Origin of the sequence: Pseudomonas sp. DrBHI1, assembly GCF_002205115.1 — a bacterium.
GTDB lineage: Bacteria > Pseudomonadota > Gammaproteobacteria > Pseudomonadales > Pseudomonadaceae > Aquipseudomonas > Aquipseudomonas mosselii.
In genome coordinates this window covers 14741-38693 of record NZ_NIBE01000029.1, presented here as the reverse complement: position 1 = coordinate 38693, position 23953 = coordinate 14741, and the positions used below count along the sequence as shown (strand labels likewise).

20 protein-coding genes are annotated in these 23953 nt (G+C 64.5%); 9 read left to right on the top strand and 11 right to left on the bottom strand.

Annotated features, from left to right (window positions below):
* The first annotated feature begins 4 nt into the window (after positions 1-4).
* The 4 genes from CC207_RS04755 (at position 5) to CC207_RS04740 (ending at position 5631) form a co-directional block, all read left to right on the top strand.
* Positions 5-856: an endonuclease/exonuclease/phosphatase family protein gene (locus tag CC207_RS04755; protein ID WP_028688670.1), complete on the top strand. Its 852-nt coding sequence runs from the start codon at positions 5-7 to the stop codon at positions 854-856.
* 96 nt (positions 857-952) lie between these two features.
* A complete protein-coding gene (locus CC207_RS04750) occupies positions 953-2911 on the top strand; it encodes a GGDEF domain-containing protein (RefSeq protein WP_062359981.1) in 1959 nt (652 codons plus the stop codon).
* Positions 2912-2990: 79 nt separating this feature from the next.
* A complete protein-coding gene (locus CC207_RS04745; protein ID WP_028688668.1) occupies positions 2991-3767 on the top strand; it encodes an N-acetylmuramoyl-L-alanine amidase in 777 nt (258 codons plus the stop codon).
* Positions 3768-4002: 235 nt separating this feature from the next.
* Positions 4003-5631 (top strand): EAL domain-containing protein, encoded by a 1629-nt coding sequence (locus CC207_RS04740; protein WP_371349966.1) that lies wholly within the window; start codon positions 4003-4005, stop codon positions 5629-5631.
* Positions 5632-5657: 26 nt separating this feature from the next.
* Here the strand turns inward: CC207_RS04740 and CC207_RS04735 are convergent, their stop codons facing one another.
* Both CC207_RS04735 and algB read right to left on the bottom strand, forming a co-directional pair.
* Positions 5658-7436, bottom strand: a complete 1779-nt coding sequence (locus CC207_RS04735) for a KinB sensor domain-containing domain (protein WP_088851666.1) — start codon at positions 7434-7436, stop codon at positions 5658-5660.
* Positions 7433-8779 carry a sigma-54-dependent response regulator transcription factor AlgB gene (gene algB, locus CC207_RS04730; protein ID WP_062359975.1) on the bottom strand — a complete coding sequence of 449 codons (1347 nt, stop codon included), beginning with the start codon at positions 8777-8779 and terminating at the stop codon, positions 7433-7435. The genes CC207_RS04735 and algB overlap by 4 nt, the downstream gene beginning before the upstream one ends.
* A 390-nt stretch (positions 8780-9169) precedes the next feature.
* Between algB and CC207_RS04725 the strand changes: the two genes are divergently transcribed.
* The 5 genes from CC207_RS04725 (at position 9170) to CC207_RS04705 (ending at position 13551) form a co-directional block, all read left to right on the top strand.
* Positions 9170-9454 carry a hypothetical protein gene (locus CC207_RS04725; protein ID WP_028688726.1) on the top strand — a complete coding sequence of 95 codons (285 nt, stop codon included), beginning with the start codon at positions 9170-9172 and terminating at the stop codon, positions 9452-9454.
* 39 nt (positions 9455-9493) lie between these two features.
* On the top strand, positions 9494-9655 hold the full coding sequence (locus tag CC207_RS04720; protein ID WP_028688664.1) for a DUF1328 domain-containing protein: 162 nt from the start codon (positions 9494-9496) through the stop codon (positions 9653-9655).
* A 5-nt stretch (positions 9656-9660) separates the two neighbouring features.
* Positions 9661-10131, top strand: a complete 471-nt coding sequence (locus CC207_RS04715; protein WP_028688663.1) for an inhibitor of vertebrate lysozyme family protein — start codon at positions 9661-9663, stop codon at positions 10129-10131.
* Between the two features lie 729 nt (positions 10132-10860).
* Complete coding sequence (gene gltP / locus CC207_RS04710; RefSeq protein ID WP_028688662.1) at positions 10861-12195, top strand: glutamate/aspartate:proton symporter GltP; 1335 nt, start codon at positions 10861-10863, stop codon at positions 12193-12195.
* 126 nt (positions 12196-12321) lie between these two features.
* A complete protein-coding gene (locus CC207_RS04705) occupies positions 12322-13551 on the top strand; it encodes a nucleoside recognition domain-containing protein (RefSeq protein ID WP_028688661.1) in 1230 nt (409 codons plus the stop codon).
* Here the strand turns inward: CC207_RS04705 and CC207_RS04700 are convergent.
* From CC207_RS04700 to CC207_RS04660, 9 genes are all read right to left on the bottom strand, one after another.
* The gene (locus CC207_RS04700) at positions 13533-14147 is read right to left on the bottom strand and encodes an ABC-type transport auxiliary lipoprotein family protein (protein ID WP_062359971.1); all 615 of its coding nucleotides are present in this window, start codon (positions 14145-14147) and stop codon (positions 13533-13535) included. The two genes, CC207_RS04705 and CC207_RS04700, sit on opposite strands and share 19 nt — an antisense overlap.
* Positions 14144-15082, bottom strand: a complete 939-nt coding sequence (locus CC207_RS04695) for an MlaD family protein (protein WP_028688659.1) — start codon at positions 15080-15082, stop codon at positions 14144-14146. The genes CC207_RS04700 and CC207_RS04695 overlap by 4 nt, the downstream gene beginning before the upstream one ends.
* 3 nt (positions 15083-15085) lie before the next feature.
* Positions 15086-15871, bottom strand: coding sequence for an ABC transporter ATP-binding protein (locus CC207_RS04690; RefSeq protein WP_028688658.1), 786 nt, complete (start codon positions 15869-15871; stop codon positions 15086-15088).
* Positions 15868-17001 (bottom strand): ABC transporter permease, encoded by a 1134-nt coding sequence (locus CC207_RS04685; protein ID WP_028688657.1) that lies wholly within the window; start codon positions 16999-17001, stop codon positions 15868-15870. Before CC207_RS04685 ends, CC207_RS04690 begins: the two co-directional genes overlap by 4 nt.
* Positions 17002-17084: 83 nt before the next feature.
* Complete coding sequence (locus tag CC207_RS04680; RefSeq protein ID WP_028688656.1) at positions 17085-18107, bottom strand: DUF5924 family protein; 1023 nt, start codon at positions 18105-18107, stop codon at positions 17085-17087.
* A 74-nt stretch (positions 18108-18181) separates the two neighbouring features.
* Entirely contained in the window at positions 18182-19588 is a 1407-nt protein-coding gene (locus CC207_RS04675; protein WP_088851665.1) for a pitrilysin family protein, read from the bottom strand.
* Positions 19589-19619: 31 nt separating this feature from the next.
* The gene (locus CC207_RS04670; protein ID WP_028688654.1) at positions 19620-21278 is read right to left on the bottom strand and encodes a Na/Pi cotransporter family protein; all 1659 of its coding nucleotides are present in this window, start codon (positions 21276-21278) and stop codon (positions 19620-19622) included.
* Positions 21279-21541: 263 nt separating this feature from the next.
* Positions 21542-22312 (bottom strand): TerC family protein, encoded by a 771-nt coding sequence (locus tag CC207_RS04665; RefSeq protein ID WP_028688653.1) that lies wholly within the window; start codon positions 22310-22312, stop codon positions 21542-21544.
* A 73-nt stretch (positions 22313-22385) separates the two neighbouring features.
* Complete coding sequence (locus CC207_RS04660) at positions 22386-23693, bottom strand: CitMHS family transporter (protein WP_028688652.1); 1308 nt, start codon at positions 23691-23693, stop codon at positions 22386-22388.
* Between the last annotated feature and the right edge of the window lie 260 nt (positions 23694-23953).

Below are 23953 nucleotides of genomic sequence, written 5' to 3'. Positions count from 1 at the left end.
TGCCATGCGCTTGCGTGCCACGCGAGGCATCGGCCTGCCCCAGCCGCAGGTCAACGAGCATCACCTGCGGGCCACCGGCTTGCCGGAAGATGGTCGCCTGCGGCTGCTCAGCTTCAACATCCAGGTCGGCATCAGCACCGAGCGTTATCGGCACTATGTCACCCGCAGCTGGCAGCACCTGCTGCCGCACAACGGGCGCGCCGGCAACCTGCAGAAGATCGGCGACCTGCTCGGCGACTTCGACCTGGTGGCCCTGCAGGAGGCCGACGGCGGCAGCCTGCGCTCTGGCTTCGTCAACCAGGTCGAGCACTTGGCACAGCTGGGCGCCTTTCCCTACTGGTACCAGCAGCTCAACCGCAACCTCGGGCGTTTCGCCCAGCACAGCAACGGCGTACTCAGCCGTCTCAAGCCCCAGCACCTGGAAGACCATCCCCTGCCCGGCCCGTCCGGCCGCGGGGCGATCCTGGTGCGCTTCGGCGAGGGCGAGGATGCGCTGATCGTGGTGATGATGCACCTGGCCCTTGGCGCCAAGACCCGCGCCCGTCAGCTGGCCTACATCCGCGAGCTGATCGGCGGCTATCGCCATCAGATCCTCATGGGTGACATGAACACCCACGCCAACGACCTGATCGACCACTCGCCACTGCGTGATCTGGGCCTGATCGCGCCCCAGGTCGAGGCCACCTTCCCCAGTTGGCGCCCCCAGCGCTGCCTTGACCATATCCTGCTCAGCCCAAGCCTGACGCTCGAACGTGTCGAGGTGCTGGCGCAGCCTATTTCCGACCACCTTCCGGTTGCCGTCGAGATACGATTGCCTGATGCCCTGACTGTGGATACGCTGCCGGTCCTGAGTTAGTCCTGCCTGGGCGAATCCGGCGCTCAAGTGTTGGGCTTTTCCGCCGAAATCCAGTGATTGCAGGACTAGATGCCACTACCCGTTGCGGATCCAGGCATGACCGAAGAAGCCGAGCGCTGGAAAGAAAAATACCTCAAGAGCATCGAGCAGCAGGAAAAGCTCGAGCGGCGCTGGGAAGCCCGTCTCGACCTGCTGCGCCGTGGCCTGGTGCGCAGCACCCTGGCGGCTGAAGGTAGCGACAAGACCGTTGACCAGTGCATGAAGGAAATGCGCGAGGTCATCCGCAGCGACAACATGGACGCCGGCCTCGCCGGGCTGATTCCGCGCCTGGAAAAAGCCGTACTCGACTCCGAGCAGCGCCGCGAAACCCGCATGAACCAGGTCAGCGACGCGCTGACTGCGCTGGTTACCCAGTTGCAGACCCTGCCGCTGCCAGGCGAGGTGTCGCGACCGCTGAAAAAACTGGCGAAGAAGCTTGATGGCGGGGTCAGCCAGTCCCGTGAGCTGCCGCCCTTGCTGGGTGAACTCAGTGGCTTGCAGGGACGCGCCCTGAGTGCGATGCAAAAGCCCGAGGACGGGACTCGTCCGGGCTTCCTGCAGCGTCTGTTCGGGGGTCGTGACGAGCCCCAGGCTGAGCTGGCGCCTGCGGCGGTCGACGCCCCTGTGCCTGCGTCGCTGGAGGCGCCCGTCATTGCGCCTGAGGTGCAGCCAAGGGACGCTGATGAGCTGCATGCCGTGGCACCCGCGCCGGATGTCACGCCTGAGCCTGCCGAATTGTCCGGGCCCGAGGTCGAGTTACCTGGTCCCGCACTGGTTGAAGCCACGCCGGTGCCCGTTGCCGAGCCGCAACCTGAACCGCAAGCACTGGTGCAGCCGGTCGAACACATCGATCCGCAAGCCGAGGCCTCTGTCGAGGACGAAGGCGCCGCTGCGCGCGAACCTGAGGCCACGGTCGAGGAGGTCGTCGGCGAGGACGGTCCCTACGCCCTCCCTGACGCGGTCGAGCCGCCGTACAGTCAGGTCGCCGCTCATATCGAGCAGACCCTGATCGGTCTGCTCGACGACCTCAGCCTGCCGGAGCGTCACAAGGCCCAGGCCCTGGAGATGCGCGAGCGGGTTTCACGGGGGCTGAACTGGTACGAACTGATCCCGGTCCTGGATGACCTGGCTGTGCTCATGCTGGCGATCACCGACAGTGGCCAGCATGAATTCGAAGCCTACCTGCAACAGCTCAACGAGCGCCTGGAGTCCTTCCAGAGCCACCTGCACGAAGCCAGCGCCGGCCATGCCGACAACAGCTCCGCCGCCCGCGCGCTAGACAGCCAGCTGCGCGAGCAGGTCGATGGTCTGCAAAGCAGCGTGCAGGGCGCCGTCGATGTCGACAGCCTCAAGCACATCCTGGAGAACCGCCTCGAAGGCCTGCTGGTGACCATGGACGATCACCAGCACGAGCGTGATCGCCGTGAGCACGAGCTGGCCAGCCGCCTGCAAGGCCTGGCCGAGCGTGTGGCAAGCATGGAGCAGGAGGCCCTCGGTTACCGCGAGCATCTCGAGGAGCAGCGCCAGAAAGCCATGATCGATCCGCTGACCGGTCTGCCCAACCGTGCAGCCTGGAGTGAGCAGGTCGAGCGCGAGGTACTCGACTGGCAGGAAAATGGTGGCCACCTGGCCATGGCGATCCTCGACCTTGATCATTTCAAGCGCATTAACGACGGCTATGGCCATCTGGCGGGCGACAAAGTGCTGAAGATCGTTGCTGATCAGTTGCGCAAGCGCTTGCGCGGCCGCGACTTCATCGCCCGTTTCGGCGGCGAGGAATTTGTCCTGCTGATGCCGCAGACTTCGCCGCCGGCAGCGGTGCAGGTGGCCGAGGCAATGCGTGCGGCCATCGAGGCCTGCCCGTTCCACTTCAAGGGCGAGCGGGTGGTCATCACCACTTCCATCGGCATCAGCGCCTTCCGCTCCGGCGAGCGCGGCGACCAGGTGCTCAAGCGCGCCGACGAGGCGTTGTACCGGGCCAAGGAGCTGGGGCGCAATCGGGTGGAGCAGGGTTAGTCGGGTTCAGGGTGAGCAATCGTGACCGGCACGTTATACTGTAGCATTGTTGCCGCTGACTCCATGACGTGCCCCTGCTATGAAAAGACTCTTCACCGCCCTGCTCCTGCTGGCCCTGGCAGGTTGTTCCAGTGGCCTGCGCATCGACCGCAGCCATCCTTCGGCCAACCAGGACAGCCGTATCCAGTTTGTCGTGCTGCATTACACCAATGCCTCGCTGGAGCGCTCCCTTGCCCTGCTGACCCATGGCGAAGTCAGCAGCCACTACCTGATCGGTGACGGCCCGGCCACGGTCTATCAACTGGTGGACGAGAATCGTCGTGCCTGGCACGCCGGGGACAGTCAGTGGCAGGGGCGTACCTGGCTCAATTCAAGCTCCATTGGCATCGAGATCGTCAACGAGGGGTATACCGACACCCCGACCGGGCGGGTCTGGCACCCGTACAGTGAAGCACAGGTGCAGGCGCTGATCGCGTTGCTCAAGGATATCGTCAAGCGCAACAACATCGACCCGCGCCATATCATTGGCCACAGTGATATCGCGCCGTTGCGCAAGCTCGACCCGGGCCCGCTGTTCCCTTGGAAGCGCCTGGCCGACGCCGGTCTGGGCATCTGGCCGGACGCCGCGTCGGTGGCACGCCAGCAGGCCTATTTCGAGGTCAACCCGCCGAGCGTCACCTGGTACCAGCAGCAGCTGGCGCGCTTTGGCTACGCCATCGACCAGACCGGCGAATGGGATGTGGCCACTCGTCATGTGATCGCCGCCTTCCAGATGCGCTTCCGTGCGCAGCGCTTCGATGGTGTGCCGGATGCGCAGACCGCTGCGATGTTGCAGGTGCTCAACCGCAAGCGGTGAGGCAGCTTTCATAGCATAGAAACTGGTCTTGCCCTGTGGGAGCGGCCTTGTGTTGCGAAAGGGCCGCAGCGCGGCCCCAGGATCTCGAGTCTGACTAAAGATTGCCGGGGCTGCTGCGCAGCCCTTTCGCGACACAAGGCCGCTCCTACAGGGGAGCGAGCAAATCCTGACAATCACACGCCCAGCGGCCACGCCAATCATCGATTCAGTTGCTATACCTTTGGTATTCAACTGGATGCCACGCATGTTTGACCTCCTCGCATCGGTGCGTCAATTTTTCCACCGACCCTGGCTGTTGGCCGCGCTCGCGGCGTTGGCCAGTGCCGCACTGTTGCTGGCGATCAGCGTCAATGTGGCCTTGCAGCAGATGAAGCAGAGCGAAAGCGCACAGATGAACGCCCAGGGCGAGCGTTTTCTGGAGCGCCTTGAGCAGGTCTTCGGCCAGTTGCGCGAGGGTGTGGACCAGCTCCAGGCGCAACCCCTGCGCGGCTGCGATCCGCAGATGCTGGCGCAGTTGCAGCAGGTGGCGTTGGAGTCGCGGTTCATCTACGAGGCGTCCTATGTGGAAGGTACGCTTGCCTGTTCGAACCGCGGCGGCGAGCGGATCATCGAACCCTTGCGCAGCCCGGACATCCAGGGGCCGACCTACAGCTACTGGCTGAACACCACCACCGAGCCCAACGAAAACCTCGCGGCGCTGATGCTGGGTCGGGGCCGCTTCGTGGTGTCCACCTCCCGTGGCCACCTCACGGACGTGGTCGATTTGCCCCCAGGCGGCAGCTTGCTGGTGGTGCTCGATCGGGGCACGCGGGCCATTCCGGTACTGGGGCCGGCGCAACCCTGGCCACCCATCGCCGATTGGCCGCCGCCCCAGGGCAAGTCGCTGATCGAGCTGCCCGATCGCCTGGTCTATCGCATGTCCACCAAATCGCCGGACTACCAACTGGTGCTGATCGCCCCGCGCGCCAGCCTGCCCCTGAAGCTTAATGGCCTGCTCTGGTTGCTTTTTCCCGGCAGCCTGGTGCTGGCGGCGTGCATCGGCTGGCTGGTGCTGCAACTGATCCTGCAACGCCGCTCGATGAGTTCTGAGCTGCAGCAGGCCTTGCGCCGGGGCGAGCTGCAGGTGCTGTACCAGCCGATCTTCGAGCTGGACAGCCGGCGCTGTGTCGGGGCCGAGGCTCTGGTGCGCTGGCGCCGTCCGGATGGCAGCCTGACCAGCCCGGACTTGTTCATTCCCCTGGCAGAGAACACCGGGCAGATTCGCCAGATCACCGACTTCGTCTTACAGCGGGTGCTCGAGCAGCTTGGGCAGTTGCTGCGGGCCAACCGCCAGTTGTATATCTCGGTGAACCTGGCGGCCTGCGACGTCATGGCGCCGCGTATCGGTCGAGTGGCGGCGCGACTGCTGGCCCATCATCGGGTGGCGCCCCGGCAGATCGCCTTCGAGGTGACCGAGCGCGGGTTGATCGATGTGGTGGTGGCGCGGGACAACCTGCAGGCCCTGCGCGCCGTGGGGCACCAAGTGTTGATCGATGACTTCGGCACCGGCTATTGCAGCCTGGCCTACCTGCAGACGCTGCCGGTGGATTGCCTGAAGATCGACAAGTCATTTATCGACGCCCTTGGCCATGACGCCGCCAGCAGCGGTGTGGCGCCGCACATCATCCGCATGGCCCATGACTTGCACCTGCGGGTCATCGCCGAGGGTATCGAGTCAGAGGACCAGGCGGTGCTACTTAACAGCGAGGGTGTCAACTATGGACAGGGCTGGTTGTTCGCCCATCCGTTGAACGCGCGTCAGTTTGCCGAGCTGATTACCCGGGGGCGGCGGGTGGCAGGGCGGCGGATCGATGATGAGCCTTGAGGCTGATTGCCTGAAAAAAAGCCGTGTCAGACCGGTAAGGCCATGTAGAACTGCGTACCCTGCCCAGGCCGCGAGAATACGCCCATCCGCCCGCCATGCAGCTGGACGATCTCCTTGCACAGCGCCAGGCCCAGGCCGGCCCCGCCCTTCTTGCGCCCGACCTGGACGAACGGCTCGAAGATCCGCCCTTGCTGGCCGTAGGCGATGCCTTCGCCGTTGTCTTCGACACTGATGATCACCCGTTCGGCATGGCGCCGTGCGTGCAGGCGGATACGCCCTCCACTGCCGGTGTGGCGGATGGCGTTGTGCAGCAGGTTGTCGAGCACCCGGTCGAGCTGCGTGACGTCGGCCTGGATGCGCGGCAGTGGTGACTCCAGCTCGAGTATCAGCTCGATCTGCTTGCTCGAAGCCTGCTCGGCAGAACGTGCCCGAGCGCGCTCGAACAGTTCGTCGAGGGCGCAGGGAGCCAGCTCCAGCTTCTGCAGGCCGCTTTGATAGCGGGAGAAATTGAGCAGGTCGTTGATCAGCTGGGTAAGGCGCTGCATTTCTTCGGCGATGGTTTCGAGCAGATCGTTCTCCCGCGCCTCAGGCGGGAAACTGACCCGCTCGCGCAGCAGGCCGAAGGCCATGTGCATGCCAGTGACCGGCGTGCGCAATTCGTGGGAGGCGCGCAGTACGAATTCGCTGCGTACCCGCTCGAAAGCGCGCTGCTCGGTAACATCGTGCAGCACCATCACCGCGCCAAGGATCGGCCCCTCGGGGTGGCTGACCGGGGTCAGGCTGTAGGTCAGCAGGCGGGTTTCCTCATCCACCTCCAGACTCAGGTCGTCCGGTGGACGATCCAGGCTGCCGCCGCGCAGTACCTGGCGCAGTTGCAGGTCCAGCTCCGGGCGTTGCAAGGCCTCGGCCAGGCCTGTGCCCCGGCGGCTCGGATCCCAGCCGAGTTGACGCTGGGCTACCGGATTGAGGTGTTCCAGGCGGCCCTGGCGATCGATGATCAGCAGACCGTCATCGATGCTGTCGAGTACCGCCTGCAGGCGTTGCTGGCCGGCCTGCAGTTCATCGATGTTGGTGGCCTGGTGTTTGCGCAGGGCATCGGCCATCAGGCCGAAGCGGCGGGTCAGCTGATTGAGCTCGGTGGCCTGGGTCACCGGCAGGGTGACGTCGAAGTTGCCCTGGCCGATCTGGTCGGCGGCCTTGGCCAGTGCCTCGATCGGCTGGCCGAAGCGCCTGGCTATGTTGTGGGCAGTGATGAAACCTAGTACCAGCACAGTGAGGCCAACCATGCCGAGCATGCCACTGATGAGCAGGGCTTGATTGCGCGACTGCTCCTCGCTGCGGGTGATTTTTTCCAAGGCGTGGCGGTGGGACTCCAGCAGGTCCATGCGTACCTGGTTGAAGGCGGCTCCGAGGGGCTGCTCGACACCCATGCTGCGTGCAGGCGAGGAGCTCTGTCGATAGGCCTGGACAAATGCCTGGTAGTTGCTGGCGGCCTTGCTCAAGCCGGTGCGTTCTCCGCCTTGTTCCAGTCCCTGATCGAGGAGTGTCTGGAATTGGTCCTGCAGGGTGACGAGGGTATTCGGGGTGGTGTCCTCGTCGAGAATCAGATTCAGCTGTTCGCCCAGGTTCTGCCGCAACTTGAGGGCCAGCTCGAGCGTGTAGGTGGTGTCCTTGACGACGTGCTGCTGCAGGGCTGCCATCTGCAGCACGCTGAAAAGGCCCAGCAACAGGCCAAGCAAAGCCACGGTAACCAGTGCCGAGATGCTCAGGAACAGCCGTGTGCGTAGCTTCATCGGCCATTTCATAAGTTGTATTGCTTGCGCTTGCGATAAAGGGTGGAGGCATCAATGCCCAGGGTCTTGGCTGCCTGGTCGAGGGTGTCGCTGGCAGCGAGCACCGCCCCGATATGGGCACGCTCAAGCTCATCCAGGCTCAGCGCCGCACCGACCCTGGGCGCGTTGCTGGCGGGTTGTTCGGCCATGCCCAGGTGGATGATCTCCACCCGCTCCTGGGGACAGATGATGCTGGCGCGCTCGATCACGTTGCGCAGTTCGCGAATGTTGCCCGGCCAGCGGTAGTTGAGCAGCGCCGTGCGTGCTTCATCGCTGAAGCCGCGGGCCGGGCGCGAGTACTCCTTGACGAAGCGGGCAAGGAAGCGGTCGGCCAGGGTCAGTATGTCCTCGCAGCGCTCGCGCAGCGGCGGCAGGTGCAGGGTGATGACGTTCAGTCGGTACAGCAAGTCTTCACGGAAGCGGTTCTCGCGGACCATCTCGTCGAGGTTGAGATTGGTGGCCGCGAGGATCCGCACATCCGCCCGGCGGGTGACCGGGTCGCCGACCCGCTCGTATTCCTTGTCCTGGATGAAACGCAGCAGTTTTGGTTGTAGCGTGAGGGGAAAATCGCCGATTTCGTCAAGAAACAGCGTGCCGCCATCGGCCTGGCTGACTCGGCCCAGTGTGCTTTCACTGGCGCCGGTGAAGGCGCCGCGCGTGTGGCCGAACAGCTCGCTCTCCATCAGCTCGGCATTCAGCGAGGGGCAGTTGATGGTCACGCAGGCCTTGCGTGCCCGCTTGCTCCAGCCGTGGATGGCACGGGCCAGCTCGCCCTTGCCGGTGCCCGACTCGCCCAGGATGAGAATGTTGGCGTCGGTGGTCGCCACCTGGCGCGCGGTTTCCAGCACCGCCATCATCGCCGGGCTGTGGGAGTCCAGGCCGTCCTTGGGTTTGCGCACCTCGCCTTCGAGGGCCTCCAGGCGCGCCGACAGTTGCCGGACCTCCAGCTGCTTGGCGGTAGCCAGGCGCAGCTGGTCGGGGCTGCAGGGTTTGACCAGGTAGTCTGCGGCGCCGGCCTGGATGGCATCCACCGCAGTGTCGATGGCCGAGTGGGCGGTGACGATCACCACCCGCATCCACGGTGCCTGGATACGCATCTGTGCCAGTACGTCCAGGCCATTGTCCTCGCCCAGGCGCAGGTCGAGGAAACACAGGTCGAACACCTGGCGCTGCAACAGTGCCTCGGCCTGGGCAGCGCTGTTGGCCGTGGCCACGTTGTAGCCCTCATCCTCGAGGCAATAACGGAATGTGCGCAGGATGGCGGACTCGTCATCCACCAGCAGAATGCGGCCTTGGTTGTCCTGGGCTGATTCCATTTCCTGCGCTCCTTTGGGATTGATCTCAATTAGTGTCGGAAAAATCGGGCAAGTTGCATGGTCGATTCTGATTGATTCTGCTCCATGCATGCTAGCTGCATGCCTTAATGATGGCTAAGTCTCTGATAAATATGAAGTTGATCGCTGGCAATTGGCTTCTATTCGGATTCCACGGGCTGAAATCGAGGCATCGGCAGGGATTGGCCGACGGCTGTGTCGTGCAAAACGCACGACCCGATTGTGGGTCATCGTGCAGGATACGTCCCTCGGTAAGGCGGGCGTATTTCGTAACTTTATGATTTAAAAGGATTTTTATTGTTCGAGAAGGCTGGCATGCAGGCTGCAATAACCTTTGCAGAATGGATAACAAGCACAGCAGGAGGAGTCGGCATGAATCGCCCCCAAGACAATCGTACGCAGAGCGCTGTAGTCCCCCTGCACCAGCTGTTGTTCCTCGGCATGGCCTTGCTGCTCACCCTGGCGGCGGGCCTCTTCTACCACAGCTGGCAGACCGCCCGGCTGGCCGAGCAGGTGGCGGTGCAGACCGCGCTGTTGACGCAGTTACGGACAACCCATGCCTCTACCCTGGTCAAGGCCGCCGAGCCGCTGCCCAGTGCCGACAATGCGCCTGCCGTTCTCGAGCGTGTTCAGCCCGAGGAGCGTTGGGTGTTCTGACGCCATCGACCGATTTCGCACAAGAAAAGGAGAAACATCATGCTTAGTTGGGCAATCACCTTCCTGATCATCGCCATCATCGCCGCAGTCCTTGGTTTTGGTGGTATCGCTGGCGCCGCGACCGGTATCGCGAAGATCCTCTTCATCATCTTCCTGGTGCTGTTCGTAGCCTCCTTCTTCTTCGGCCGTGGCAGAGGTTGATGACCATGAGCAGGATGCTCCCCAAGGCCCTGCTTGTCGCGCTGCTGCTGGGCAGCGGCGCGACAGCGCTGGCGGCCAATGACGGCCAGGTCCGGGCCAACCAGTTGCTTGGCTCGGACCCCGAATACCAGAAAACCTGGCAGAAGACCCTCAAGAACGAGGAGCGCCTGCCCGAGTGGGTGATCAACCTCAGCGGCAGCTCGGCGCAGCAGATGTCTGCGGTAACCGAGGACGGCGACAAGTACTTGGTCGGTCCGCTGTGCGAGTCCGAAGGCAACTGTACCTACAAGCGCCTGATCGTGGCCTTCAGCTGGGACAAGGACGAAGCCTACGGCATGCTTGTGGAGGTGCCCGAAGGGCTGCCTGCCGACAAGTCACCTACCCGTCATGCCGACTACCGCTGGCTGGGCAAGCCGGATGACGGGATGAAGGCTCTGCTGCGGGAGCAGCTCAAGCGCGACCCGAACTGGTACTGACCAGCGGTCGCGGACTGTAATGCTATAGAAGCTGAACCTTTTTACCTTTCAGGCTTCTATGGTGCGCCGCCCCGAGGAGGGGCGGCGCATGACCAGGGGGCCGGGCCGCTCTGACTGTTGCAGGGTCGCAGTGGCCTAGGGGTACAGGGAGTGCCTCCGTCATGGGCCGGGTCAGGAGAGGGTGGCATCGGAAGTTGCAGGTCGGTTGGCTCCGAACAGGACGATGTAACCGATCTGGCTTCCGAAGCGCCTGTGGGGGTTCTTCCTTTAATACGAGCGACTTTTTACTTCAGACACATTTTGTCGCTACCGTATATCGAATTTTTTTTACTTGTCCGACAGGTCAGCTCATGTGGCATTTCAGCCATTCGGATTGTCGAACACGCCACTTCACACCTTTCTGTGCTCCCGTCAAATCGGCCTAAAAATGGCGCTTTGGCCTTGTTCGGAAATCCGAACGTTGAAAATCAAGGACTTGGCGATGCCCGATTTCGCCTTCCGGTCTCATGCCGATTCGGCATAGGGTAGTCGTTTCCGGCATTAGACTGCCCCTCCCCACGTCGCAATAGTTGCCGCCTTTTTCCTCGGCCCGAGCGCCAGCAATGTTCGCTCGCGGTGTCCTTACAGTGGGACGCCGGATCGACCAGGCGCAACAGGAATGGCTTCAAGCCGCTCTGGCATGCACCTTTTCGGCCGGTGCCCGTGACCACTACAACAAAGGGTAATGACATGAAGAAGGCAAAACTGAGCCTCGCCTGGCAGATCGTCATCGGTCTGTTGCTGGGCGTTGCAGTCGGCGCGCTACTGAATCATTTCAGTGCAGAAAAGGCATGGTGGATCAGCAACGTCCTCCAGCCAGCCGGCGACATCTTCATTCGCCTGATCAAGATGATCGTCGTCCCGATCGTGATTTCGTCGCTGATCGTGGGCATCGCTGGGGTTGGCGACGCGAAGAAACTGGGCAGCATCGGCCTGAAGACCATCATCTACTTCGAGGTGGTGACCACCATCGCCATCGTCGTCGGCCTGGTCCTGGCCAACGTGTTCCACCCGGGCGCCGGCATCGACATGAGCACCCTGGGCACCGTCGACATCTCCAAGTACCAGGCCACCGCGGCCGAGGTGCAGCATGAGCACGCGTTCATCGAGACCCTGCTCAACCTGATCCCGTCGAATATCTTCGCGGCGCTGATGCGTGGCGAGATGCTGCCGATCATCTTCTTCTCGGTGATGTTCGGCATGGGCCTGTCGAGCCTCAACGCAGACCTGCGCGAGCCGCTGGTGCGCACCTTCCAGGGCGTGTCGGAGACCATGTTCAAGGTCACCCACATGATCATGAACTACGCCCCGATCGGCGTGTTCGCCCTGATCGCCGCCACCGTCGCCAACTTTGGCTTCGCCTCCCTGCTGCCGCTGGCCAAGCTGGTGCTGCTGGTGTACTTCGCCATCGCCTTCTTCGCCTTCATGGTGCTGGGCCTGGTGGCGCGCGTGTTCGGCTTCTCGATCATCAAGATCATGCGCATCATGAAGGACGAGCTGATCCTCGCCTACTCCACCTCCAGCTCCGAGACCGTGCTGCCGCGCGTGATCGAGAAGATGGAGAAGTACGGCGCGCCGAAGTCGATCTGCTCGTTCGTGGTACCGACCGGCTACTCGTTCAACCTCGACGGTTCGACCCTGTACCAGAGCATCGCGGCGATCTTCATCGCCCAGCTGTACGGCATCGACCTGTCCTGGAGCCAGCAGCTGCTGCTGGTACTGACCCTCATGGTCACCTCCAAGGGTATCGCCGGCGTGCCGGGCGTGTCCTTCGTGGTACTGCTGGCCACCCTGGGCAGCGTGGGCATTCCGCTGGAAGGCCTGGCCTTCATCGCCGGTGTCGACCGCATCATGGACATGGCCCGTACCGCGCTGAACGTGGTGGGCAACGCCCTGGCCGCAGTGGTCATCGCCAAGTGGCAGGGCATGTACGACGCCGAGAAAGGCGCGGCGTACTACCAGTCGCTGGTGCTGGAAAAAGGCAAGAAAGAGGCTGTGATGGCGGGCAAGACCGTCAACCAGTAAGCCACTGAGCTGAACGAAGAGCCCCGACTTGTCGGGGCTTTTTGTTGTCTGCGCAATAGTCGAGGGCGCAGCCCTCGCCCGCAATCTTCGCTATCATTCGGGCACTTTTCACGGGGGAACACACGGATGCTCAACGGCCTCTGGCTCGGCTTTTTCCTGGTGGCGGCCATCTCCGCCCTGGCCCAGTGGCTGGTGGGCGGCAACGCCGGCATCTTCGCCGCGATGGTCGAGAGCATCTTCGCCATGGCCAAGCTGTCGGTGGAGGTCATGGTCCTGCTGTTCGGCACCCTGACCCTGTGGCTGGGTTTCCTGAAAATCGCCGAGAAGGCCGGCATCGTCGAATGGTTGGCCAAGGTCCTTGGCCCGCTGTTCGCCCGGCTGATGCCGGAAGTGCCGCCCGGCCACCCGGCCCTGGGCCTGATCACCATGAACTTCGCCGCCAATGGCCTGGGCCTGGACAACGCCGCCACGCCCATCGGCCTGAAGGCCATGCGCGCGCTGCAGGAGCTCAACCCCAGCAGTACCACGGCGAGCAACGCGCAGATCCTGTTCCTGGTGCTAAACGCTTCGTCGCTGACCCTCCTGCCGGTGACCGTCTTCATGTACCGCGCCCAGCAAGGCGCGCCCGATCCGACCATGGTGTTCCTGCCGATCCTGCTGGCCACCAGCTGCTCGACCCTGGTCGGCCTGCTGTCGGTGGCGGTGATGCAGCGCCTGCGCCTGTGGGACCCGGTGGTGCTTGCCTACCTGATTCCCGGTGCCCTGCTGCTGGGCGGTTTCATGGCCTTCCTCGGCACCCTGTCGGCGGCCGCGCTGGCCAGCCTGTCGTCGATCCTCGGCAACCTGACGCTGTTCGGGGTGATCATCCTGTTCCTGGTGATCGGCGCGTTGAGGCGGGTGCAGGTGTACGAGGCCTTCGTCGAAGGCGCCAAGGAAGGCTTCGACGTGGCCAAGAGCCTGCTGCCTTACCTGGTGGCGATGCTGGTGGCAGTCGGTGTATTGCGCGCCTCAGGGGCGCTGGAGCTGGCCCTGGACGGCATTCGCCATGCGGTGAACTGGATGGGCCTGGACACCCGCTTCGTCGAAGGATTGCCCACCGCGCTGGTCAAGCCGTTCTCCGGCAGCGCGGCGCGGGCCATGCTGATCGAGACTATGCAGACCCAAGGCGTGGACAGCTTCCCGGCCTTGGTGGCGGCGACCATCCAGGGCAGCACCGAGACCACCTTCTACGTATTGGCGGTGTACTTCGGCGCGGTGGGCATCCAGCGGGTGCGCCACGCCGTCGGCTGTGCGTTGCTGGCCGAGCTGTCGGGGGTGATCGCGGCGATCTTCGTCTGCTATTGGTTCTTCGCCTGAGCCTGGCTGACGGTCCAGTCGATTACCTGGCGCGCCAGCTGGTCGCTGGCCGCGCCGAAGCCGGCGACCACCGCCGGGACCTGCTGTTCGCCCAGCACCTGGCGCACCTCGAAGCGTTTACTCGCGAGGATGCGCTGGCTGCGGCCCTGCACCAGCCGCGCGTCGTAGCGGATCACCACCTCCACCGCCCCGCCTGGGTGGTATTCGCTCTGGAAGGCCTGTAGCTCGCCGCCCAGCTCGTAGTCAGCCTGCAGGTTGCTGTCATCGGCGCTCAGGCGCTGCACCCGGCCATCGCGCTGGAAACCGTCGAGCAGGCGGTTGCGCACCAGCATCGGCGTCGGGTCGCTCCAGCGTGCGCCCTTGTAACTGCTGATCACATCGCCCTGGGGGATCACCGCGATACGCGGTCCGGCCAGGGCTTCGCTGGTCAGCGGCTTGTTCAGGCGCAGCGACCAGTCCAGCGGTGCGGCGGCGCGGGCCGACTGGTTCACCGGCAGGCGGTAGATATCCACAGGCTCGCTCTGCGGCAGGATCGAACAGGCCGAAACCAGGCTCAGCGTGGCGGCGGCGAAGGCCAGGCGCAGCGATGGGATCATGGCTGGAACTCCTTGTTGTTGTCGCGGCCCAGCAGGTAGCCGCTGGGGTCGGCTTCCAGGCGCCGGGAGATGCCCTTGAGCGAGTTGAGGGTCTCACGCAGTTCGCGGATCGCTGGGGCGATCTGGTTCAGGCCCTGGGCACCGTCGTCCAGAGACTGGCGGTTGTCCTGCAACAGGCTGTTGATGGTGGCGGTGCTTTCGGCCAGCGACTGCATGGCCTGTTCGGCACTGCCGATGGCCTGCTTGCCCTGGGTGCCGAGCAGGCCGTTGGCGTTGCGCATCAGCGCCTGGGTCTCGGCCAGGGTGGCGTTGGCCTGCTTGCCGACCTGGGCCAGTTGCTCGATGGCATCGGCGATGCCGCCCTTCTGGCTGGCGAAGGCGCCAGTGGTCTGCTCCAGGTTGGCCAGGGTGTTGCTCAGGCGCTCGATATTGCTTTCGGAGAACATCAGGTTGGCGTTGTGTAGCAGCAGGTTGATGTTGGTCACCAGGTCGCTGCTATCGTTGAGCAGGCGTGAGATCGGCGACGGCGAGGCGACGATCACCGGCAGTTTGCCGCCCTTGCCCTTGAGTTCTGGGCTCTGCGGGGTACCGCCGCTGAGCTGGATGAAGGAGTTGCCAGTCACCCCGGCCAGGGTCAGCTTGGCCTGGGTGTCTTCCTTGACCGGCGTGTCGCCGCTCAGGCGCACGCGGGCCAGCACCCGGCGCGGATCGTTCGGGTCCAGGCGCAGGCTGCTGACGTCACCGACCTTGATGCCGTTGTACTGCACCGGGCTGCCGCGGGACAGGCCTGAGACCGCCTCGTTGAATACCACTTCGTAGTCCTTGAAGGCGTCGTCGACGCTGGACTTGGTCAGCCACAGGCCGAACAGCATGGCGCCGGCCACCACCAGCACGGTGACCAGGCCGATCAGGACATGATGAGCTCGGGTTTCCATCGTTCAGCGCTCCTGGCGGGCGCGCAGGGCGGCGTCTTCGGCCGCCCGACCACGCGGGCCGTGAAAGTATTCATGAATCCAGGGGTCTTCAGTCTGCTCGACCTCGGCCAGGGGCCCTGCCACGAGCACCTTCTTCTGCGACAGCACCGCCACCCGGTCGGTGATGGTGTAGAGGGTGTCCAGGTCGTGGGTGATGAGGAACACCGACAGCCCCAGGGCGTCGCGCAGGGTCAGGATCAACTGGTCGAAGGCGGCGGCGCCGATCGGGTCGAGGCCGGCGGTGGGCTCGTCGAGGAACAGGATGTCCGGGTCCAGGGCCAGGGCGCGGGCCAGGGCGGCGCGCTTGATCATGCCGCCGGACAGCGACGCGGGGTACTTGTCGGCGGCGCTGATCGGCAGCCCGGCCAGGGCCAGCTTGACTCCTGCCAGGTGCTCGGCGTCGGCCCGCGACAGCCCGGCATGCTCGATCAGCGGCAGGGCGACGTTCTCGGTCACGGTCAGCGACGAGAACAGCGCGCCCTTCTGGAACAGCACGCCGAAGCGGCGTTCGACCAGCGAGCGCTGGATTTCGTCGAGGCTGGCCAGGTCCTGGCCGAACACCTTGACCGTGCCTTCGTTGGGCCGGCGCAGGCCGACGATGCTGCGCAACAGCACCGACTTACCGCTGCCCGAGCCGCCGACCACGGCGAGGATCTCGCCGCGGTACAGGTCCAGGTCGAGGTTCTCGTGCACGCTCTGGCTGCCAAAGCGGTTGCACAGACCCCGGGCTTCGATCACGGCTTCAGTCACCAGCCCATCTCCATGAAGAACAGCGCGGCCACCGCGTCCAGCACGATCACCACGAAGATCGATTGCACCACGGCAGAGGTGGTGTGGGCGCCCACTGATTCGGCGCTGCCGCTGACCTTGAAGCCTTCCAGGCATCCGATGGCGGCGATCAGGAAGGCGAAGAACGGTGCCTTGGCCAGGCCCACCAGGAAATGCTGCACGCCAATGTCGCTCTGCAGCAGCGAGAGGAACATGGCCGGCGAGATATCCAGGGTCAGTGCGCAGACCACCGCGCCGCCGATCATGCCGCAGAGCATCGCGACAAAGGTCAACAGCGGCAGCGCGATCAGCAGCGCCAGCACCCGGGGTACCACCAGCAGTTCGATGGGGTTCAGGCCCAGGGTACGGATGGCGTCGATCTCTTCGTTGGCCTTCATCGAGCCGATCTGCGCGGTGAACGCGCTGGCGGTGCGACCGGCCATGAGGATGGCGGTCAGCAGCACGGCGAATTCACGCAGGAAGGAGAAGGCCACCAGATCGACGGTGAAGATGGTCGCGCCGAAGTCGGCCAGCACCGTGGCGCCGAGGAAGGCCACCACCGCGCCCACCAGGAAGGTCAGCAAGGCGACGATGGGCGCGGCGTCCAGGCCGGTTTGCTCGAGGTGCGCGACCACCGGCGTGACGCGCCAGCGGTGCGGCTGGAACAGGCGCAGGAACAGGGTCTGCAGGATCAGGCCGACGAAGCCCAGCACCTGGTTGGTGTCCTGCCACAGCTGGTCGACGGCGCGGCCGATGCGCGCCAGCAGCAGGAGCAGCACCGGTTGCTCCGGCTCCTTGACCGGGATGCAGTAGTCCTGCACCGAGCAGTAGACGTTCTTCAGCAGCGCGCGGCTGGCATCGGGGAGTTCGTCAGTGCAGCGCGACAGGCGTTCGGAACCCAGCAGCTCGGCCAGCAGCGAGGCGCCGGCGGTGTCCAGGCGGCCCAGCTGGCTGAGGTCGACCTGGGTGTCATCGCCGTACTGGCTGCCCAGGCGCTCGCATTCGCGCTTGAGGCTGGCGTAGTGGGCCAGGGTCCAGTCGCCGACGATGCGCAGGCGCGAGGGCTGCTCGGTGGTGTCCAGGGTGGCGCTGGGGACGGTCATAGGCTCCATGCGTCTGACTGAGGGCATAGAGGCTGATCATAGCGCATGTTGAATGTGTGCTGACTGGAGGGCTGCACAGCAGCCCCAGCCCTTCACTGCGCAGGCGCGCCGTCGACCACCTTGAAGCGCAACACCCCGATCACCTGCCCGTCCTCGGTCAGCACCCTCACCTGCCACTTGCCCACCGGATTGGGCGGGAAGTTCTGCTTGTGGGTCCAGGCCCGGTAGCCTTCCTTGCGCCCGCCGTGGATATCCAGGGCGATACGGTCCACTTCCTTACCGTCCAGCTGCCACACATGGTAGATGCGCTCGTTCAGGCCACGGGGCGCGTTGATGGCGGTATAGGCGTAAAGTCCGCCGCTGCGGATGCGGCTGGCGGCCACTTCGTCCAGCGAGGCGCCCGGCTGGCGGTTGAGCACTTCGGTGCTGATCGCCACGTCGGTCATCCACAGCGTGGCCGGCGGTACCCAGGAGCGCAGCAGCCAGCCGCCGCCACCGACCGCCAGGGTCACCAGCACCAGGGCCACGCCGCGGCGCCAGTTGTTGATCGGGAAGCTGCTGGCCAGGCTCGGGAACGACAGCACCATGGCGGCGATCAACGCCAGCTTGAAGCTCTGCGCGGTGGTCAGGTGGAGGATGATCGGCAGCGCCGTGAGCATCGCGGCGAACAGCGTCAGGGTGTGCAGTGCGAGGAACAGCCAGCGGCGTGGCGCCAGCCACTTGTGGTACAGCGGGTCGACGATCGAGATCAGCCCGGCGGCGCCGAGCAGGCCGGTGAAGATCAACTGGCCGCTGTTCCAGGTGGTGGTGATGAAGAAGAACGGCAGGACGAAGAACAGGCTTTCCTGGTGGATCATCTGCGTCGCGAAGCGCAGCAGGGGCTGCGGGATTTCGCGCTTGAAGGTGCGGGCGAACAGCTCGGTGAGGGTGTTCTCGAGCATCAGCCAGATCCAGCTGACCAGCATGACGATGGCGATCCAGCTGGCCAGGCCGGCCTGGCGGTCGACCAAGATGAAACTGCCGATCCCCGAGAGGAAACCGTAGAGCGCGATGATGCCGGGGTAGCGTTTGAGCAGTTCGATGATGCGCAGGATGAAGCCGGGGATCGGGGGCATGGGTTTAAAACAGGAAGAGGCGTGTTCGAGGCGTCCGGGACGTGGACGCTGTTGGCTGACAGGATACCGCCGAATCACGGCTCCCGTGTAGCACCACTGGGGCGGTTGGCCAGCACGCGGCGCCGACGGATCAGCCCCGCAGCCAGGATCAGCCCCAGCAGCAGCGCCACCAGACCATACAGTTCGTCATACCCCAGCAACGGCTTCTCGATGCGCAGGTACCCCGGTTCCTTGAGCAGTTCGCGCAGCGCCGCGTCGGCTTGCTTGAGGCTGACCTGGCGCAGTTGCCGCACCGGATCGGTGAAACGCCCGTCCTCGTAGGCGTTGAGCGCCCCCCAGTAGTAGTCGGCGAGCGCCGCGTTGCCCTGGGTGGTCCAGCTTTCCCGGGCAATCGCCGCCTCCTTGATCCGGGCGAAGGTGTCCGGGTCCAGACCGTGCTTGCGTAGGTGGTCGAACAGCTCCCCGAGCACCTTCAGCGCCGCGTCGAGGTCCTGGCGCTCGAGGTCGGCATTGAGGCTGAGCATCCCACTGTCGCCGAAGCTTTCGCGTTGCACCGACGGGCCATAGGACAGGCCGTGACGCAGGCGCAGCTGGTCGTACAGCGCCCAGTCCAGGTAACGCGAAAGCAGCTCGAGGGTCTGGTCATGGCCCTCTTCCAGCGTCGGCTCGATGAACAGCCAGTGCAGCTTGACGTTGTCGCCCAGCCAGCCGCGGGTCAGGTCGCGGCGCTGCTCGGCCTGCTGGCTGATGCTCTCCAGGTTGCGGCGTTCCCCGGGTTCGGTGGCCGGCAGCTCGCCGAAGGTGCGCTCCAGATAGGCCGGCAGCAGGCGGTCGAGGCCGCCGACGACGATCAGCGACATGTTGTTGGCCACGTACCAGTGCTCACGCAGTTGCCGCACCTGCTCCAGGGTCATGTCGTCGAGGTTGGAGCGCTCGGGGCACTTCAGGCCCAGCTCGGTGGCCAGCTGGTCGCTGGCCGGGTGGCCGATGTCCTGGCGGTCGAGCCAGCGCTGCAGGCGGCCGTAGTGCCCGCCGTCCTCGCGTTCGATGATCTTCTTCGCCGTGGCCAGCGCTTTTTCGTCGATGCGGGTGTCACGAATGATCGCCAGCAGCAGGTCGAGCACCTTGCGCTGGTTGCGCGCCGGGGCCTCGATGACGAAGGTGGTGTCGGCGCTGCTGGTGAAGGCGTTCCATTCCCCGCCCAGGGCCTGCATGCGCTCTTCCAGGCCGCCCTCGCCCGTCTCGTCGATCCCGCTGAACAGCAGGTGCTCGAGCAGGTGCGGCAGTTCGCGCTGGTCGCAATCGAAGTCGTCCAGGCCCACGCCAACCACCAGGCGGATCGACACATGGTCGCGCTCGTAGCCAGACTTGAGGATCACTTGCAGGCCGTTGGGCAGCAGGTAGCCCTCGACCCGCGAGCGGTCGAGGGCGAGCGTGGGCAGGCTGAGGATCAGCAGGCAGGCGAACAACAGGCAACGCATAGGCGAGCTTCGGTCTCCGGGGTGTCTGGGCTCAGGGCTGGCGGGCTTCGTCCGGCACGCTGTCGAGCATCAGCCCGCCGGTATCGGTGCCGCCCAGTACCACATAGGCACTGCTGCAGAACAAAGAGTTCAAACGCTTCATGTCGGCAATGAGCTCCAAGTGTAGCGAACTGGTCTCGATGCTCTGCACCACTTTACGTTGCAGGCGGCTGACATGGGCATGGGCCAGACGCCGTTCCTGGGCGCGGAAGCGGCGTTTCTCGCGCAGCAACTGGTGCGCGCTCTGCGGGTCGGCGCTGAGGAATACCGAGAGGCCCAGGCGCAGGTTTGCCAGCAGCTGCTCCTGCAGTCCGGTCAGTTCCTCGAGGCCGACCTGGGAGAACTCCCGACGCTGCGAAGTCTTCTGCTGCTGGACCTTGCGCAGCATGCGCTCGATCAAGTCGCTGGCCAGCTTGAGGTTGATCGCCAGCTCGATGATCTCCGCCCAGCGCCGGTTGTCCTGCTCGCCAAGATCCTCGCGGGGCATCTGTGCCAGGTACAGCTTGATGGCGTTGTACAGGGCCTCGGCGTCCTCGCCCAGGGCACGCACCTGTTGTGGCATGGCGGTCTGGGTGCCGCGTAGGGCGCCGAGCATGGCGTCAAGCAGGCTGTCGACGATATCGCCCAGGCGCAGGGTTTCGCGCACGGCGTTGGCCAGGGCCAGGCTGGGCGTGTTCAGTGCGGTCGGGTCGAGGTGGCGTGGCTGGTGGTGGCCGTTGCCGTTGTCGCGCTCGGGCAGCAGGTAGTTGCACACCCGGCCCATGGGGTTGACCGTCGGCAGCATCAGCAGGCAGCGCAGGGTGTTGTAGAGCAGGTGGAAGCCGATCACCAGCTCCTGCGGGCTGAAGCTCAGGCTGTCCATCCATTCCACCAGCGGGTGCAGTATCGGGATGATCAGCAGCAGGCCGATGATCTTGTACAGCAGACTGCCCAGCGCCACCCGGCGCCCGGCGCTGTTCTGCAGGCTGGTGGTGAGGAAGGCGAGCAGGCCGCTGCCGATGTTGGCGCCGATCACCAGGCCGATGGCCACCGGCAGGCTGATTACCTCGGCGCCGGCCAGGGTGGCGGTGAGCAGCACGGCGGCCAGGCTGGAGTAGGAAATCATGGCGAACAACGCGCCAATCAGGGCGTCGAGCAGGATGTCTCCGGTCAGCGAGGCGAACAGTACCTTGACCCCCTGGGCATGGGTGATCGGCGCGGCGGCGTGGACGATCAGCTGCAGCGCCAGGATGATCAGGCCCAGGCCGATGCCCACCCGGCCCAGCTGGCCGGCGCGGGTCTGCTTGCGCGAGAGGAAGAAGATCACCCCGAGGAAGATCAGCAGTGGCGACAGCCAGGACAGGTCGAAGGTCAGCACCCGCGCCATCAGCGCGGTGCCCACGTCAGCGCCGAGCATGATCGCCAGGGCCGGGGTCATGGCCATCAGGCCCTGGCCGACGAACGAGGTGACCAGCATGGCGGTGGCGTTGCTGCTCTGCACCATGGCGGTTACCAGGATCCCGGCGATGAACGCCAGCGGACGTTTGTTCATGTTCTGGCCGAGCACCCGGCGCAGGTTCGAGCCATAGACCCGCAGGATACCGGTCCGCACGATATGGGTGCCCCACACCAGCAATGCCACGGCGGAGAGCAGGTTGAGCAGAGTCAGCATGGTCGGGCCCCCTTTTTTCTTCTATGCCCCTGTGCGGGGCCAATGGGTACAACGGTGAGCCTGGCCCGGGGGTGGGCTGGTTTTTTCAGTGCTCACTGAAGCTTTAGTTGTTTTGCGCGATGGGTGCCAGCTTGGCATGACTGAAATCTATTTGAAACACGGGTGCCTGTAGGAGCGGCCTTGTGTCGCGATAGGGGGCGCTCCTACAGGGACGTGGATGCGAAAAGGGCCCCGAAGGGCCCTTTTGTACTGCGCTCCTGATCTTACTGACCGGGAATGTCCTTGCGCAGTTTCACCGGATCGTGCTCCTTGCCCTTCTTGCGCGCCAGCGCCGTGCGCATGCGGATGTTGATCGCTTCAACCGCCAGCGAGAAGGCCATGGCGAAGTAGACATAGCCCTTCGGTACGTGCACGTCGAAAGATTCGGCGATCAGCACGGTACCAACGACGATCAGGAACGAAAGCGCAAGCATCTTCAGCGACGGGTGCTTGTCGATGAAGTCGCTGATGGTGCCGGCGCAGAGCATCATCACCAGCACCGCGACGATGATCGCGGCGATCATCACCGGTACGTGGGAGACCATGCCCACCGCAGTGATCACCGAGTCCAGGGAGAACACGATGTCGATGATGGCGATCTGGATGATGGTGTAGAAGAACTTGCCGCCCGCCCCTTTCGGCGCGTCCGCGCTCTCGTCCTCGCCTTCCAGGCCGTGGTAGATCTCCTGGGAGCTCTTCCACAGCAGGAACAGGCCGCCGAAGAACAGGATCAGGTCGCGCCCGGAGATGCCCTGGCCGAGCACATGGAACAGGTCGTCGGTCAGGCGCATGACCCAGGTGATCGACAGCAGCAGCATGATCCGCGTGACCATGGCCAGGGCCAGGCCGAAGATCCGCGTGCGCGGCTGCATGTGCTTGGGCATGCGGCTGACTAGGATCGAGATCATGATGATGTTGTCGATCCCGAGCACAATCTCAAGCGCGGTGAGGGTGAAAAAGGCAACCCAGATTTCCGGGCTGGTCAGCCATTCCATGTGTATTCCTTCGAGCGTTAAAGGCAAAGCGCCCAAGAGGCCGGGCGCTTTGCAGTTGGATGATGCGCTTGTATTACAGACTGCTGAACAGCGGGAAAGTCCCCAGTGCCAGCGCGCCGGCCATTATGCACAGGCACACCAGCACTGCCCACTTGAGGGTGAAGCGCTGGTGGTCGCCGAACTCGATGCCGGCCAGGGCAACCAGCAGGTAGGTGGAGGGTACCAGCGGGCTGAGCAGGTGCACCGGCTGTCCGACGATCGACGCGCGAGCCATTTCCACCGGGGTGACGCCGTAGTGGCTGGCGAACTCCGACAGCACCGGCAGCACGCCGTAGTAGAAGGCGTCGTTGGACATGAAGAAGGTGAACGGCATGCTGACGATCGCGGTGATCACCGCCATGTACGGGCCGAACGCTTCCGGGATCACCGCCAGCAGGCTCTTGGACATGGCGTCGACCATGCCGGTGCCCGACAGAATGCCGGTGAAGATGCCGGCGGCGAAGATCAGCCCGCTGACGGCCAGCACGCTGGAGGCGTGGGCGGCGATGCGGTCCTTCTGCTGCTGCAGGCACGGGTAGTTGACGATCATGGCGATGCTGAAGGCAATCATGAACAGCACCGGCAGCGGCAGCACGCCGGCGATCAGCGCGACCATCAGCGCTGCGGTCAGGGCACCGTTGAACCAGATCAGTTTCGGCCGGCGCGCTTCGGGGAACTGCGACACGCTGATCTCGCTGTGGTCGATGTCGTCTGTCGGCAGGTGCAGCTCGCCCAGGCGGGCACGCTCGCGCTTGCCGTACCAGTAGGCGATGGCCAGGATCGCCGCCACGCCGAAGGCCATGGCCGGGATCATCGGTACGAAGATGTCCGACGGGTCCACGTGCAGGGCGCTGGCGGCGCGGGCGGTGGGGCCGCCCCACGGAGTCATGTTCATCACTCCGCCGGCGAGGATGATCAGGCCGGCCATGATCCGCGGGCTCATGCCCAGGCGGCTGTACAGCGGCAGCATGGCGGCGCAGCAGATCATGTAGGTGGTGGCGCCGTCACCGTCGAGGGACACCACCAGGGCCAGCACCGCGGTGCCGACCGAGACTTTCAGCGGGTCGCCCTTGACCAGCTTGAGGATCTTGCGCACGGCCGGGTCGAACAGGCCGGAGTCGATCATCAGGGCGAAGTAGAGAATGGCGAACATCAGCATCACGCCGGTGGGCGCGAGCTTGCTGATGCCTTCGAGCATCATTGGGCCGATCTTGGCGGAAAAGCCACCGAACAGGGCGAACAGGATCGGTACCAGGATCAGCGCGATCAAGGCCGACAGGCGCTTGGTCATGATCAGGTACATGAAGGTGATGACCATGGCGAAGCCGAGGAAGGTCAGCATGGCGGTACTCCAGGCGTGGCGCGGCGAAAGGAAGGACGATTCGGGCGGATCAGCGCGTCAGGCGCTGCGCGAGGAGCAGGCGGAGGGATACTGCGAGAAGGCGGGCACAGGAAAACATCAGAATCACCATTGTTGTTGTTGATTGGGCCGGGGCGCGGAGGTTTCCGGGTGCCCTGGCTGGCCGGTCTGCTGCCGGTGGTGGCGCTATCCTATGTGGGCAAGCTTTCAGCCAGCTTTCGCCTGCGCTCAGGCGACGGGAG